At 43.7% G+C, this 14,295-nt stretch carries 12 protein-coding genes; 7 read left to right on the forward strand and 5 right to left on the reverse strand.

The window, feature by feature from the left end:
- Nucleotides 1-16 precede the first annotated feature (16 nt).
- From gspG to gspM, 7 genes are read left to right on the forward strand one after another with little or no spacing between them, the layout of a single operon-like run.
- Nucleotides 17-469, forward strand: coding sequence for a type II secretion system major pseudopilin GspG (gene gspG, locus R3E63_09015; GenBank protein MEZ5540062.1), 453 nt, complete (start codon nt 17-19; stop codon nt 467-469).
- Between the two features lie 10 nt (nt 470-479).
- A complete protein-coding gene (gene gspH / locus R3E63_09020) occupies nt 480-1,178 on the forward strand; it encodes a type II secretion system minor pseudopilin GspH (protein ID MEZ5540063.1) in 699 nt (232 codons plus the stop codon).
- Nucleotides 1,171-1,551: a type II secretion system minor pseudopilin GspI gene (gene gspI / locus R3E63_09025; GenBank protein MEZ5540064.1), complete on the forward strand. Its 381-nt coding sequence runs from the start codon at nt 1,171-1,173 to the stop codon at nt 1,549-1,551. The genes gspH and gspI overlap by 8 nt, the downstream gene beginning before the upstream one ends.
- The gene (gene gspJ / locus R3E63_09030) at nt 1,551-2,255 is read left to right on the forward strand and encodes a type II secretion system minor pseudopilin GspJ (protein MEZ5540065.1); all 705 of its coding nucleotides are present in this window, start codon (nt 1,551-1,553) and stop codon (nt 2,253-2,255) included. The genes gspI and gspJ overlap by 1 nt, the downstream gene beginning before the upstream one ends.
- Nucleotides 2,252-3,385 (forward strand): type II secretion system minor pseudopilin GspK, encoded by a 1,134-nt coding sequence (gspK, locus tag R3E63_09035; protein MEZ5540066.1) that lies wholly within the window; start codon nt 2,252-2,254, stop codon nt 3,383-3,385. The genes gspJ and gspK overlap by 4 nt, the downstream gene beginning before the upstream one ends.
- Complete coding sequence (gspL, locus tag R3E63_09040; GenBank protein MEZ5540067.1) at nt 3,382-4,707, forward strand: type II secretion system protein GspL; 1,326 nt, start codon at nt 3,382-3,384, stop codon at nt 4,705-4,707. The genes gspK and gspL overlap by 4 nt, the downstream gene beginning before the upstream one ends.
- 11 nt (nt 4,708-4,718) lie before the next feature.
- Nucleotides 4,719-5,231, forward strand: coding sequence for a type II secretion system protein GspM (gene gspM, locus R3E63_09045; protein MEZ5540068.1), 513 nt, complete (start codon nt 4,719-4,721; stop codon nt 5,229-5,231).
- Between the two features lie 3 nt (nt 5,232-5,234).
- On the opposite strand, the gene R3E63_09050 is transcribed toward gspM, so the two are convergent.
- From R3E63_09050 to R3E63_09070, 5 genes are read right to left on the reverse strand one after another with little or no spacing between them, the layout of a single operon-like run.
- Complete coding sequence (locus R3E63_09050; GenBank protein ID MEZ5540069.1) at nt 5,235-7,667, reverse strand: mechanosensitive ion channel; 2,433 nt, start codon at nt 7,665-7,667, stop codon at nt 5,235-5,237.
- Nucleotides 7,664-9,685 carry a Stf0 family sulfotransferase gene (locus R3E63_09055; GenBank protein ID MEZ5540070.1) on the reverse strand — a complete coding sequence of 674 codons (2,022 nt, stop codon included), beginning with the start codon at nt 9,683-9,685 and terminating at the stop codon, nt 7,664-7,666. Before R3E63_09055 ends, R3E63_09050 begins: the two co-directional genes overlap by 4 nt.
- A 47-nt stretch (nt 9,686-9,732) precedes the next feature.
- Nucleotides 9,733-11,475 carry a BatD family protein gene (locus R3E63_09060; GenBank protein ID MEZ5540071.1) on the reverse strand — a complete coding sequence of 581 codons (1,743 nt, stop codon included), beginning with the start codon at nt 11,473-11,475 and terminating at the stop codon, nt 9,733-9,735.
- Nucleotides 11,469-13,253: a VWA domain-containing protein gene (locus R3E63_09065; protein MEZ5540072.1), complete on the reverse strand. Its 1,785-nt coding sequence runs from the start codon at nt 13,251-13,253 to the stop codon at nt 11,469-11,471. Before R3E63_09065 ends, R3E63_09060 begins: the two co-directional genes overlap by 7 nt.
- A complete protein-coding gene (locus R3E63_09070) occupies nt 13,243-14,295 on the reverse strand; it encodes a VWA domain-containing protein (GenBank protein ID MEZ5540073.1) in 1,053 nt (350 codons plus the stop codon). Before R3E63_09070 ends, R3E63_09065 begins: the two co-directional genes overlap by 11 nt.

Consider the following 14,295-nt stretch of genomic DNA (forward strand, 5'->3'; position numbering starts at 1 on the left):
AAAAAGTGAGTGCGTTATGAAGAAAGAATTGGTCAGAAATACTTCGCCTAAAGCGCAAGAGGGTTTCACTCTTATTGAAGTAATGGTGGTTATTGTCATCCTTGGTATTTTGAGTGCATTAGTGGTGCCTAATGTCTTACATAAAGCAGCCGATGCGCGCGTGGCTGCGGCAAAAAGTGATTTGGCCGCAATTGGTCAAGCCTTGGATATGTATAAATTAGATAACTCTTCGTACCCAACGACTGATCAAGGCTTAGAAGCTTTGGTAACAAAACCATCTGGCAGCCCTGAGCCGCGCAACTGGAATCCTAGTGGCTACTTAAAAAAACTACCTGAAGATCCATGGCGCAGAGCTTATTTGTATACAAGTCCGGGGCAAGGTGCGCCGTATGAAATCCGCAGTTTGGGCGCGGATGGTCGAGATGGCGGCGAAGGAGAAGATCAAGATTTAAGCAGTATCAATCTTTAAGGTAGGCAATGTGCCCATCATCAAACACACCATTATCAGTCGAGAGTCAGGTTTTACGCTCGTCGAATTGATGATGGTGGTGTTTATTGTCGGTGTCATGGCGGGATTGGTTGTCATGACAATCGGCGGTGGAGATCGGCGAGTTTTAAAAAAAGAAGCCAATCGTATTCAACAATTGATGGTGATTGCACAGGATGAGGCAACACTTTCAGGCCAAGAAATTGGCTTTTATCTGGATGATCGCCAAAAAGTGTATGGATTCCTTTATTTTGATGATCAGCAAATGGCGTGGCAGCCAATGGAAAAAGAAGCATTTATTCAGCGTTCTGTGCCAGAAGAATATCAATGGTCTTTAAGTATTCAAGGCGAGCGTATTGATTTAACAAAAATTTATAAAGATAGCCTGGGAAAGAAAAAATTAGATAATTGGCTAACAGAAGACAACGATCAAAAAGATGATCAACATACCTCATCAAGTAAGCGCGGTGAGAGAGATAACAAAAAGAAAGCAGATAAATTGACTGTCGCGCCATCATTGATTTTTTTCTCGGATGGGCATTACACGCCATTCCAGTTGCAGCTCAGTAGTAAAGTAATAAAAGACTCCTCTTATGCCATTGAGGGCGATGGGCTAAGCTCAGTAATTCTCAGTGGTGGTGAACTGAGCAAAAGCAAAGCACAAAGAAAGAAGAGTCATGATCGTGGCTAACTTCAACCAAAAGACGAGCAAAGGTTTTACCTTGATTGAAATTATGGTTGCCCTTGTAATATTTGCCGTGTTATCAATCGCGCTACTGACGCGTCTAGGCAGTGATTTGCGCAGTGAGCAGTTACTGGAAGAGAAGACACTGGCGAGTATGGTTGCAGAAAATACGCTAACAGAAATGAGGGTCAACAAGGACGGCTCATCTGTTAGTGGCGGCCGTTCATCGGTAGAGCTGGCAGGAAAAAAGTGGGAAGTTGTCACAACGGTTAAAAGTACAAATCAGGAAAATTTACAGCAAGTGGATGTTCAAGTGCAGCCTGTTAGCAACAAGCGTGGTGCTAGCTATTTGCTGACAGGTTTTATTGGTAAGCACTGATGTTTACTGCGCAGAAGAAAAGCAATGCAGGATTTACGCTGATTGAGGTGATGGTTGCCATTGCTATTTTTGCTGTAATTTCTACCGGTGTTTATCGCGTATTGTCTGCGATGGTCGATAGTCAAGATCGTGTAGCAGCTCACGCTAATGCGCTGCGTGATTTACAGCGCTCGCTTTGGTTTATAGCGATGGATATGAACCAAATAGTGATGCGTGATGTGCGATTACCTAACGACAACCGTTCTCCCGCGTTGCAATCAGATAAAGATAGCTATTTATTGATATTTACTAGACAGGGATTGCGTAACCCATTGCTGGATGCACGCAGTGATCTTGAGCGTGTTGCTTACTCTCTTGGTACTTCACCGCAAGAGTCAAACACAAAAGAAACTTCGAAGCGTGGTCGAGAGAAAAGTTTATTGCGGCACACATGGGGTGCTGTTGATAGAAAAGAAGGTGCTAAAGAAAATATTCAGGTACTTTTTAATGATGTGGAAAAAGTTGATCTGTCATTTATGAATGCGAGAGGTGATTGGAAGCGCGAATGGCCAGAGCAAAAAAAGGATGAAAAAGAGCATGTTCGTGAATTGCCAGTAGCGATTAAACTGACTGTTAAATCAAGCCGTTATGGTGAGTTGGAACAGATCTATCAAGTGGGGGATCTCATCAGGAAAGAGAAAAAATCTACAGGTGATGCACGGTGAGGCTTTCTCATACACAGCGTGGCATCGCAGTGATCACTGTGTTGATGGCACTGGCGATTGCCGTGCTCATCTGCTCGGAAGTCATCTCTCGTGTTTACGCTAGCGTGAAGCGTTCAGAGAATTACTTCAATACACAGCAGGCTTGGGAGTATGCGCTGGGCGGAGAAGCATTAGCGCGTGAAGTATTGGCTGCTGATTTTGAAAAGGATCGTTTGTCGTCTGCGCCTATTGATCATTTGCATGAAAAATGGGCTCAGCCACTGCCAAAAATGACAGTGGCTAACGGAGATATAGCGGTTGAGATTTATGATGCGCAGGCGCGTTTAAATCTGAATAACTTAATTGACCAATCGGGAAGTATTCAATCATCACAAGTTGGTGTATTGCAGCGCCTAATGACATTCCTTGGCATGCAAACTCATTACGCAGATATGGCTGCGCGGTGGGCGAGTTATGAAAATGACACAGAGAATATGTATGATTCTGACAAGATTAATTATCGTGCGGCAGATACGCAGTTTGGTAGTGTTTCCGAATTGCGCTTACTGCGTGATATGCGCTTAGAAGAGTATCGTCGTGTAGCGCCTTATTTATCTGCGTTGCCTGTTCCTGTTCACATTAATATTAATACTGCGCCAGAGCCAGTGTTGGTGGCTCTGACCGATGGCTCGGAGCAAAGCATGAGCGCGGTCAAAGATTTCATTGCTCAACGGCAACAGCAAGAAGTAGGTTTTACTTCTACAGAAGCTTTTTCTAATTTGCTGGATGCAGGGCAGGGTGACGATATTATTGGTGATGACCTTTTGAGTGGTGATTCTGATAATGGTTCTATTGAAGCGCCTAGTGAGTCTGTAGATGAGGGAGAGAATGAAGTCGAAGGTGAAACTGAAAACGACTCAAATGCAGTGTTGGGTACTAGTAGTGAGTATTTTGAAGTAAGAGTTATTGCTAACTACGGAAAAAGTAAGGTGTGGTTGGTTTCTACTTTGTTTCGTGACAATGAAACTGGTGAGATTATGTTGTTGTCTCGCGATACAAGTCAGCGATTTTTATTCGGCAATTTGTACAGTAAAAACAATGGTGCTAATAAAGATAAAAAGGCCAAGCCTGACAAAGAGATAGACAAATGACACAAGAAACTAGGGTTAATATGATTGAAAAAACGCAGTTGCAGCGCGAAAGTATTCTGATAGTCGTTCAGGATTTTGGTGAGGATTCTTCTGCGGTTGCAGGTTGGTCGTGTGAATTTTGTGCCTTCTCAGAAAATGCCGTGCCATTATCGGAATCAATAAAGATGTCGCTAATGGATGCATGTAAAGCTGTTGCAGATATGCAATCTCAGAATGAGACAGTGCAAATTACTGTGGTTCTTCCTGCTGAGTTAGCTGCACTACACAGTGTCAATTTACCTTCAAAAAATCAGCGCCAAGCTATGCAGGCTTTGCCATTCGTTGTGGAGGAGCAGCTAGCTGTTGATATAGAAGAAGTTCACTTGGCAGTAGGGCAGCGCCAGTCAGATGCATCATGGCCAGTCGTGGTGATTGATAATGCGGTGATGGCTGCATTGAGCCAGTGCTGCGAGAGTGCCGGTGTGAGGTTGAGTGCGGTTTATATCGACGCACAACTGCTTCCAATCAAGAATGGCGGTCTAACACTGGTATTGGCAAAGCAGAGAGTATTGGTGCGAACAGAAAAGAGTGTCGCTGTATTTGATGCAGTCAATGCGGCGGAGATGATTGATTTTTTCTTGGCAGATACTACACCTTCAGCAGTTAATATCTATTACTCCTCGGAGGATGAGTCGTCAGCATTGCTGGCTCAGAAATTTGCCACGGAGTTTTCGGCATTGGAGGAATCGAGTGTCGAAGTGAAATCGGATATGAAAGCACTGGCACCGCAGTTATTCTCGTGGATAGACGCTGCATCTATTAATCTTTTGCAAGGAAAGTTTTTTGTTAAGCCTCTTAGTGGGCGGCCTCCAATGTGGCGATGGATTGCGGCAGCCGTGGTGTTTTTTTGGTTGGGGCAGTGCGTACTGCAAATCGCCAGTGGCTGGTATTTTTCCCGCAGCGCTTCTGCATTGGAAGAAAAAATGGATGCACAATTTAGAGAGCTATTTCCTAGCGCAAGGCGAGTTGGTGGAGTAAGAAAGCAAATTGAATCGCAGTTTATGGGGCTCGGTGATAGTAATACCAGTACATTTATCGAGGTGTTTGGTGTAAGTGTGCAAGCGCTCAATGCGATGCCGAGCCACCAAGGCCTCGAAATAATGGAATTGCGTTATGACGATCAACAAGGACAGTTGGAGTTTGAATTGAAAGCTAAAAGTATTGAGCAGTTGGATCAATATAAGCAGGCTTTAAGCAAGGCGGGGTTATCAGCAAAAATTTCCTCTGCGAATGAAGGAGAAAATGGTGTTGAAGGCCGTATGCAGATCAGTAAAAATTTTTGATGGTGATTGAAATGGTAAATGTTTGGATAGACAAAACAAAACAAAAAATAGATAACCTGCCTGCCGGTGATCAGCGTGCGCTGTTGATTATGTGCTGTGCAATAGCTTTGGCGGTTATTTATCTGTCATTATCATGGTCATCGAGTTATCAAAAGTCCGCATTGACATATTATGAGAAGACTTTAGAAGATAGCAGGTGGATGGATGCCAATCACAATAAATTAATAGAGTTAGCCAGTGTCAAGAAGAAAAAATTAGAAAAAAATAGTGAAGATGAAGGCGCGTCACTCATTAATTTAGTGACGACTTATGCGAAACCATTTGGCATAGCGTTTAAGCGGTTTCAACCACAAGACGAGAGTGGCTTGCGTTTATGGATTGAAGGCGCCGAGTTCGATATGTTAATGCGCTGGCTGGCAGCGCTGAATCAACAGAATATTCAGCTCAATCAGTTGGAAATCACAAGGCAAGAGAGGCAGCCGGGGCTGGCTGAAGCGCGTTTATTGGTATCTACCAATCAGTAGAATCTATAGCGACTGGCTCGTAGTAGGTATTTGTTTGATATAAATATCTTGCTGTGGGAAAGGAATGAGTATGCCTGCGTCAGCAAATGCCTTAGCAATTGCTGCACAGAGCTTGCTATTAATTTCTCCAATAGATTCGCTACTATTAACCCATGCACGCAGTTCAAAGTTCATGGTGCCGGCACCGAAACCTAGCAACAAGGCTATGGCTGGTGGTGTATCAATAATATCTCTGTTGTTTTTCGCCACTTGCAGCAGGGTTTCAATAACTTTATTGGCGTCCGCACTCTGAGTGGTGGAAATAGGAATAGTGATGCGGCGCTCTTGGCTGGATCGCGTCCAATTGATCACTTGTTCAGAGGCCAATTTTCCGTTGGGCACAATAACTTCTGCGCCGTCAAATGTGCGGATAATGCTGCAGCGCAAACCGATGTGCATAACTTGGCCGTTAATACTGCCACATTGAATAGTGTCAGCTTGTTTAATGTTTTGCTCAAATAATAAAATTAATCCGGATGTAAAATTATTTACAACATCCTGCAAGCCAATACCAATACCAACACCTAGCGCGCCTGCCATAATGGCCAACTTGGAAACATCAATGCCTGTGAGGCTGACGGCAATAAAAAATCCGACTAAAACGATGAAGTAGTGCGATAGCGTTCCTATGGCTTCGGGTACGCCACGCACCATGTTTGTTCTAGGGGCAATATCTTCGATCAAAATAAAACGCAGTAACTGAGATATTTTGAAGGAAAGCCAAATGGTGACGGCGACAGATAAAAAATCACCTACAGATACCGAAATACTGCCAGCTGAGAAACTTTTTGATAGTAGTGCTGTGCAGAGCGCAATAATGCTGTCCCATAAAGCAAATTGTGACAGCGTAAAATAAACCCAGAAAATAGAAAAAATAATAGTGATTAGCTTTTTAAAATATCGAATCAGTAAAGAGCGATTGCTGCTAATGAGATGGCTGATTTCACTGGTTGGCATGTAAATGGCAGCAACAGCCATATCATTTAGAATTCCTGCAAATACGACGAGACTCAAGCCAGTGAAAGTTGCATAGGCAATACCGGTAATTAAGAATTGAGAGAGTACGATAGCGCCAAAAATATTGCCCAACATGGCAATCAGTGCAGTAAAAAGTGCTAGCCAAAGAGATAGGCGCAGAGCCTTCCAAAAAGAGGATTTTTTACCTTCAATTTTTGATGTGCGAGCTAAAACATAAATGCATCCTAGGAGTCCTGCTGCGGCACAGAACAATCCCCATAGGCGTTGTAGTGCAGGAATTGTAGTGGTTAATGCGGAGAGCTCAGTCAGTACAAAAAATACCGTGACTAGCCAAGCGAGTGGTTTTTCTGAGTTGGGTAAGCTGGGAATGCCTAGGCGTGTTATCGGTATGATCAAAGACAGCAGCAATAGGCCTTTTAGTATTGGCGGTGGGCTTGGTAGTAGAACCAATGCCCAGAAAATAGTAACGGCAATGAAAGCAGAAAAAGGGCGTTCTAGCAGAGGTAGTTTTAGCCTGATACCAGTATGATTCTGATAGGTTTTAAGGTTGTATATTCTCAACTGGTGAAGAAAAAATACGAAACCAATCAATAAAATAACAATGATCTGTAGGCGTTTTAGATAACGAGTTCCATAGTGACTCAATAATTTATTTTGTAGATCCAAGGATTGTGTGGCTGACTTATCTGTAGAGAAATCACTGATTTGAAGCGCCCAGATAGGCTGCTGGATATTTTTTAATAAATTACTTTGTAGATAGCTTTCATCATTTTTCAGTGATGCCTGTGAGTCATCGCACAAATCAATGAGCTCTTGCCACTCTTGTTCAAGAGTAATTGCCTCCTGCAGTGTGATAGATAATTGCTTGCGTAGAGAGGATATCGCCGTTGTTGATGTTTTAAGGCTTGCGCCATCGTAATTTAAGTCAGGTGTTGATTTGATTTGTGATTGTGTCTGCTTCCAGTTGGCTTCATCAGAGGTGAGTTCCGCAATAGCAGACTCTAGCTCAGAGCTGCGCTCGCGCACTTTTTGCTGATGTTTGGTGAGTTGATCCTTGAAGAATTTCCACTGTGATTGCGTGGCACGAATTTGGTCGATACTGGATTTTCTATCATTAATGATGCTTGTTGTCTGAGTCTGTAGTGAAGATAGTTGTTGTTTGAACTGTAACAGCTTGTCATTAAGCTCCTCAAATTCGAGCGGTTGAGCAACGATAGGCTTGAGTTTTTCGATAAGCCTTTGTGTGGTCAGTGCTTGGTCAGCGATTTTTGTGAGAGTAATGGATTGCTGTGATGTGTTGTCTGTTTCTGCTGGCTTAGGTGCGGCTGTGTTGGTTGTGGTCGAGGTTTGCGCTATTGATAGACCGTGTACCAGCAGCAGGGTTAAGACAAAAAAATAACGAGCTAAGTGTTTCTTCATGATATTTGATGTGTTTGCGTATTGAGTGATGTTTCTGTGCCAAATAAATTAGCGCGTTGTTTATCTATGTTGTCTATAAATGCTTTGTTTTCATCTCGGAACCGCTCTTCAAATTGTTTATTGATGCTGCTGCCTATTTTTGCATGAGCGCTTTCTGGTTCGTATGTTGTGGATAGTAAGCCGTTCGTTATGTGGTTTGATACAGCACTGATAGTGTTTTGAGTGTTGGCTTTGATGTCTTCGTGCCACAGCATCAAAAAGTCAATTTCTTTTCTCTTTATAAATTGATGAAAATATTTTTCATCTTTTATTATTTCGTTGACCCATTTTTTTATTTTTACTTCACTGTACTCGGCTAGGTTATCTTGGTTGATGGTATTGGTTGCGTGGAAGTATCCTGTTGTTGTTGCTAAGTGTAGGGATATTCCTTGCGCAATAATGTTTTTTCTCAGTAAAAGAATGTATGCCGGATTGTTAAATGTTGATTGAATATCGACAAGATCAGTTAGTAAAGACAGGTGGGATGCGGTGAGCTCCGCGCCAAAATACCCCTCTGGGCTTTTGTGAGTGTTTTGTAATTCTTGGCAATACTCGTGGATATTGTATGTCTTTCGAGATAAGCCATTCATGGCTGACTGTATTAAATCTGGATTAAACCATTCTGTTGGGCGCCCTAGTATTTTCTGCTGCGTGATGATATCTGTTAGCCAGCTACTGCCAGACCTTGGTGTGAAAAGTATCAGGTAACTCTTTGCCTCGTTGTTATTGTTGTTGATGTAAGGCGTAGAGAAGGCGTCGCTGATCCTATTGTGAAAGTTCTGCGCCCTAATTGGGTTCTTTTGTGCATACTCAGCCAGTGTTGTGCTGTTGTATTTTTTGAGCAGCCATTCTTGCCAGTTGGTAGGGTAAAGCGGATTTGGACGATTACCTACAGCCTCACCCTGTGTAATAAATTCAATGAGAGGATTTGTGTCGTCGACCCGTCCTTGCATATAGGTATTTCTGTACCACTGCAATGCAAACAATGGTGAGGGTGATTCACCCATGCGGTAGCCATTTAGAACAAAATGTACCAGTGGTACGCGACCTTGTCCCGTAAATTGAAGAATATTTTTCTTTCTCCCCTGATACCAGCGTGTATTAAAAAGAGGATGAGGGTTTCTAATATGGAAGTTGTGTGAAATGTATTCTTCTAGTGGAGATTTCTCTGTTTTTTTCCCTGATGGTTGTGAGGAATAAAATGTAGCATCAAAGAGTAAATGTGTGCTGTATGCCCAACAGTCTGGCTGTAGCAAGTATTGTTTGATCGTTAGATAGGCTGGCTGTACATGCTGTTGATGATGGTCTTTTTGTTCGTGATAAAAGTTTAAGTCAAATAAAGGATGACAAGAGAGTGATGGGTTGGTTGATGTAACAAAATGCATGAGTGCATTAACTGTGGTCTTTTGGTCAGCTAGCGGTATCCCTGTATTTTTCGCATAAAAATCAGCGTGAAATAAAGGGTGAGTTGATGGATTGTTTCTAAAGCCTATTTTTATATAGTGCAGTAATGGGCAGTGCTGCGTTAGTTTTTTTAATCCAGGAAAACTGATGAAATACCATGTGTGTTGAAACAGAGGATGCGGGTCATGATGGAGGTGGCCGCCGTTGATATAGTGCATCAATGGTGATTGATTAATTGCTTCTCTCATTTGTCCGATATAAAAGTCCGCATCAAATAATGGATGCGGGTTAATGCGCCAATAGTTTTTATTTTTTAAATAAGTTTTTAATACTTTTTGTGGGATAGGGAGATTGGCTTGTTTGCATTGCGTTGCAAAGTATTCGATATCAAATAGTGGATAGCATTGCGCTGTTGAACGAGAGCCAAATAGGTAGTAATGAAGTAATGGAAAGCGCCGTAAAAAACCGTGAATAGGCGTTTTTGAGCGATACCACTCTAAATCCACCAAGCGTGTGCCGTGGCGAAATGCATAGGTAGTGAGTTTTTGTTTTACCTGCCCTAGAAAGGCACGCATATTGAATCCCTCAGTGCGAGAGATATTTTATCAATAGCAAGCCGATATCAATAGAGATCACCTAGTTGAATTTCTTTGCTGTGCTTTGTGGTCTTGTTGTTAACGGCAGCTTTGCTTTGTTGCGCAAGCTGTGCGAATAACGCTTGTATTGCATCAGGCGAAGGAGCAGCGCCATTGCCGTAGAGGTGCTTTTCTATTATTTGTAAGGCTGCTTGGATGCTGGGGTTATCCATCGCGTTGAGTTGATGCGTCCATTGCGAAAGTAAACGATAAGCGGTGTGGTAGTCCGCGTGCTGTACGGCTTGCTCGATATCTCGCTCGTTAATAGTGGCTTGCTTTGATGTTGAATTGCTGGAAGTGGTCGGTAGCTCACCAATATTCTGTTGGCGCACTCGGAGTTGCAGACGAAGCGTATACACAGCAAGCAATATCAAACTGAGCAACAGCACCACGACGGCAATAGGCCAGAGCAGAGCGGTGCTTGCAGTCGAGTTACTTGAGGAATGGGGCAGAGGAGCGCTGGCGGCGGGGATGGCGGCGGGCTCTGAAGTATCGGGAACGGTGGATGGCACTACAGGAGGAGTGCTGGCTGGTGGCGGTTGTGTTGACGCATTGGGGTTGGGTAGCACTTCGATGGTTGATTCCGGTAATTCTGCCGTACGCCATTGTGCGGCTTCTGTGTCATACCAAGGAATTTGTACAGCAGGCAACACGAGTTTTCCCGGTTGTGTGGCGATGATGGCTGCGCGATCTTCACGCGTACCAATATTGCCTTGCGTCCCCGCTTTATTTTCGAATGAAGGTTTTTCTGGATAAGCTTTGACATTACTCGCCTGCATATCAAACGCAGGGAGTTGCTCGGCACTCAATCCTTTGGCGCGTGTGCGTACTGTGCGGGTAAAAGCTGTGCCAACCGTTGCTTGCGTATTTGAATTTAAGCCTGTGATTTGTTGCATCACTTCAAGTGAAGTGGCGGGCAGCCAATTTTTTCCTTGTGTGTCAGGAGGTGATAGCACTTCTAATTGCTGTTCTTCCGTGTCGCGCGTAATTTCTGTTGGTGTAGAGATAATAAAACCGGAGCTGTGGTGCTGCGGTTGATTAACAAACGCTTGGAAAGTTTGCGAAGGAATAGTGATGCTGCCACTTTGTTGAGGAAATATGGCATAGCGTAGTTCGATAACCCATTCGGACCTACCGTTAGAACCTGTGCGTTGAAAGCTACGATCACCTAAATTTTGTATTAACACGCCGCTAATTTGAGGTGGTGCAAGTCGTACTTGCGGTGCGCCCATACGAGAGATCAATCGCCAAGTGATGATGGCCTGTTGTTGGCTATAAACCTGTTTTTTATCGAGAGAAGTTTCTGTGTATAGCGGTTGATCCGTTTGTGTGGCGTTTGAAGATTTTTCAGCGACATCGATACTGATAGCCTCACTAAAATCTTGGCCAATAGAGAAACTGGGTATCAGCAATTTGCCGGTTCTTTTGGGGGAAAGTTCATATTCCCAAGTGGTGGTAGAGGAATAGTCGCCATTGATAATGCGCATGCTAGAACTGGAGCCTTGCCTTCTAATGTTGAAAGACTGTTCCAATTCGCGTGTGTCTGGTTTATCGCTAGTGCGCTCGTCGTATTGCAGCGTCAGTGTGAGTGTTTCGTTGCGACTGAGTTGTGTGCTATCGACAGTAGCTGTCAGTGTGCCCGCATAAAGTGATCCACTAAAGCAAATCAAAAAAAGAAAATGTAGTGCGCGCGTTGCAACTACATGGATTGAAAATTTATTGCTTACCATCGTTCTTCACCGTTGTCGCTCTGTGTTGCGCGTGGTTGTTGTTGCTGTAGCTGGTAGTAGTACTCAAATTTATTGCGCAATAACCCACCTGGTTCATCGGGCACAGCGTTAAGCATTTGCTTGGCTGCTTGCTGTTTTTCTCTTTCTTCTTTGCTCATGTTTGATGTCGCTGCCTGAGTGTTTTCTTGTGATGGTTTTTGTTCATCACGATCTTGCTGGTTCTGTTGATCTTGCTGGTTCTGTTGGCTCTGTTGATCCTGCTGACTTTGTTGGTCTTGCTGGTTCTGTTGGTCTTGCTGGTTCTGTTGATCTTGCTGGTTCTGTTGATCTTGCTGGTTCTGTTGATCTTGCTGGTTCTGTTGATCTTGTTGGTTCTGCTGATTCTGTTGGTCCAATAATTTTTTTACTAAATCGCGATTAAAAATAGCGTCGTCAAGTTTTGGATTTTGTTTAAGTGCTTCGTCATAGCTTTTGATGGCACCTTGTAAATCATTGGACTTTGCTTGTGCATTGCCTTTGTTATACAGAGAATTGGTGTCATTGCTGTTGGAAAAATGTTCAGCAGCTTCTTTGTGTTGTCCGCTTTGATACTCGGCATAGGCTTTCCACTGTGGATTTTCAAATTTTTTTGCGGCAGTTTTGCTATCTCCTTTTTGCAGGGCTTGTGCAGCTTGTTGATCCGGTGTTTGCCACCAATCATCCCATGTGCTTGGTAATGCAGCTTGGGTGGGTTCTGTGTGAAAGAAAAAAATGAGAGGCAATAGACTGAATAGTACGCCGCGTCTAAAAAATAATAGAGTGAAAAAAAGACAGGGGAAGATTAGCCAATAACCACTATCGAGCCAGTTTTCTATATTGCGTTTGGTATCGCGTTTTTCATTAGTGATAGAGGATAAGTCTGCTGGTTTAATGAGTGGCGTGATGTCAGCATCATCGCTGCGCAAATCGCTGTAATAGCCGCCATTAGCTGCAGCAAGTTTTTGCAGCGTATTTTTATCCAATGGATTCATCAAAATGTTTCCTTGTTTGTCTTTGATGAAACCTCCATTGGGTAATGCGATAGGTGCGCCTTCTTCAGAGCCAATACCAATAATATTGAGTGTGATATTTGTTCCTTTTAGCTGGTTGTCGATGTTTTCTGCTGCCGAAGGCGCTACGCCGTCAGTGACTAACAACAAGCGACCACGATTAAATTTTGCGTTATGTAATAACTGAATCGCCTGTGCGATGGCGTCTTCCGTGCGGCTGCCAATTTTTGGCATGATGTATGGATCCAGTGTGTTGACTAAGGCTGCAAGGGTGTCAGCGTCATCGGATAATGGTGCAACAACATGTGCGCTACCGGAATACGCAATCAATGCGGTATAGCCTTCTTTGCGTTCGCGCAATAAATCTAGAATTTTGAAGTGCGCAGCTTGCACGCGGCTGGGCTTTATATCCGTTGCCAACATGGAAGGGGAGAGATCTAGTAGCACCACTAAGGCGTCTGCACTCTTCAAAATAGGCTGTTCTGTTTTGGAAAAACTCGGGCCAGCTAAAGCAACGATACTCAGTATCCATGCGCTCAACAATGTATAGAGTGGCCATGAATGTGTTGATGTTGTGGTTTTTTCTAACAGTGCCTGTAAAAGATCATTGTCGATAACTTTTGTCCATTGATTGACTCGGCTTTTGTGGTGGGCGAGTAAGAAAAAAAAGATAGTGGCAGGCAGAATGGCCCAAAGCCATTGAGGGCGTATCCAATGCAAAAAATTGAATTGAAGAAACTCAAGCAGCATGCTGATATCTCGTTGTTATGTATCGCTGCCACAGTGCGCCTATGCTGATGGTAAAGCTAAGGAGCAGGGCAATGGCGAGAGGCCAATAAAACCATTCGCTCACAGGGCGCATCACTTCTTGTTTTCCAGTAATTGGCTCTAGTTTGTCTAATTGTTGATAGATTTTTTCTAGTTGCTCCGTACTGCGCGCACGGAAATAGTTGCCGCCGGTTTTTTCTGCAATGATGGTCAGTGTTTTTTCATCTAAATCTTGTGAAGGATTGGTGGTCTGTACACCAAAAAAAGTACGGCGAGTCATCTCATCAGCACCAATGCCTACGGTATAAACTTTTATCCCCATAGTCTGTGCAATCTCTGCGCCTTGTAGCGGTGTCAGTGAGCCTGCGGTATTGGCGCCATCGGTCAATAAAATCATTACACGGTATTTTTGACCGTTGCCTTCTAAACGCTTGGCAGATAAAGCAATACCATCACCAATCGCCGTTTGTTCTCCTGCAAAACCGAGTTGTGCTTCTTGTAGTTGTTGCACCAAGGTTGCGTGATCAAAAGTGAGAGGGGTTTGTAGATAGGCTTTGCTGCCAAAAAGTACCAAGCCGACACGGTCACCTTCGCGTCGTTTAGCAAAATCGCTCACTACTTTCTTGATAGCATCAATGCGTTGTACGGGTTCGCCATTTAATTCCATATCCTGCGTTTGCATGCTGCCGGAAATATCAACCACCAATAGCAAATCGCGCCCAGAAGTTGGCGTACTGATTGGCTCGCCATACCACTGTGGTCGTGTAGCAGCTATGACCAGACAAAGCCAAATGAGCCACAGCCACCACGATGCGCGTTCAGTTTTTTTTATGCTGATATTTTGCCCATCTTGCGCTGTGAGTAGCGTTTCAATGGCAGGAAAATACAGCGCCGCTTGCTGGTGTTGTTGTGCTTTAGTAAAGCCGCGTACAAAAAAAGGCAATGGCAATAAACACAACAGCCAAGGCCAGTGCAGAACAAAACTGTTATCACTATTTTGTAAAAAATCAAACCATGCTGACAT

The sequence above is a fragment of the Pseudomonadales bacterium genome, from assembly GCA_041395665.1.
GTDB lineage: Bacteria > Pseudomonadota > Gammaproteobacteria > Pseudomonadales > UBA7239 > UBA7239.

Bases quoted from the DNA above. Each gene is read 5' to 3' on its own strand.
- R3E63_09065 (MEZ5540072.1), bottom strand. From the start codon at position 13,253: ATGCTGCTTGAGTTTCTTCAATTCAATTTTTTGCATTGGATACGCCCT.
- gspJ (MEZ5540065.1), top strand. From the start codon at position 1,551: ATGTTTACTGCGCAGAAGAAAAGCAATGCAGGATTTACGCTGATTGAG.
- gspL (MEZ5540067.1), top strand. From the start codon at position 3,382: ATGACACAAGAAACTAGGGTTAATATGATTGAAAAAACGCAGTTGCAG.
- R3E63_09070 (MEZ5540073.1), bottom strand. From the start codon at position 14,295: ATGTCAGCATGGTTTGATTTTTTACAAAATAGTGATAACAGTTTTGTT.
- R3E63_09055 (MEZ5540070.1), bottom strand. From the start codon at position 9,685: ATGCGTGCCTTTCTAGGGCAGGTAAAACAAAAACTCACTACCTATGCA.
- gspM (MEZ5540068.1), top strand. From the start codon at position 4,719: ATGGTAAATGTTTGGATAGACAAAACAAAACAAAAAATAGATAACCTG.
- R3E63_09060 (MEZ5540071.1), bottom strand. From the start codon at position 11,475: ATGGTAAGCAATAAATTTTCAATCCATGTAGTTGCAACGCGCGCACTA.
- R3E63_09050 (MEZ5540069.1), bottom strand. From the start codon at position 7,667: ATGAAGAAACACTTAGCTCGTTATTTTTTTGTCTTAACCCTGCTGCTG.
- gspG (MEZ5540062.1), top strand. From the start codon at position 17: ATGAAGAAAGAATTGGTCAGAAATACTTCGCCTAAAGCGCAAGAGGGT.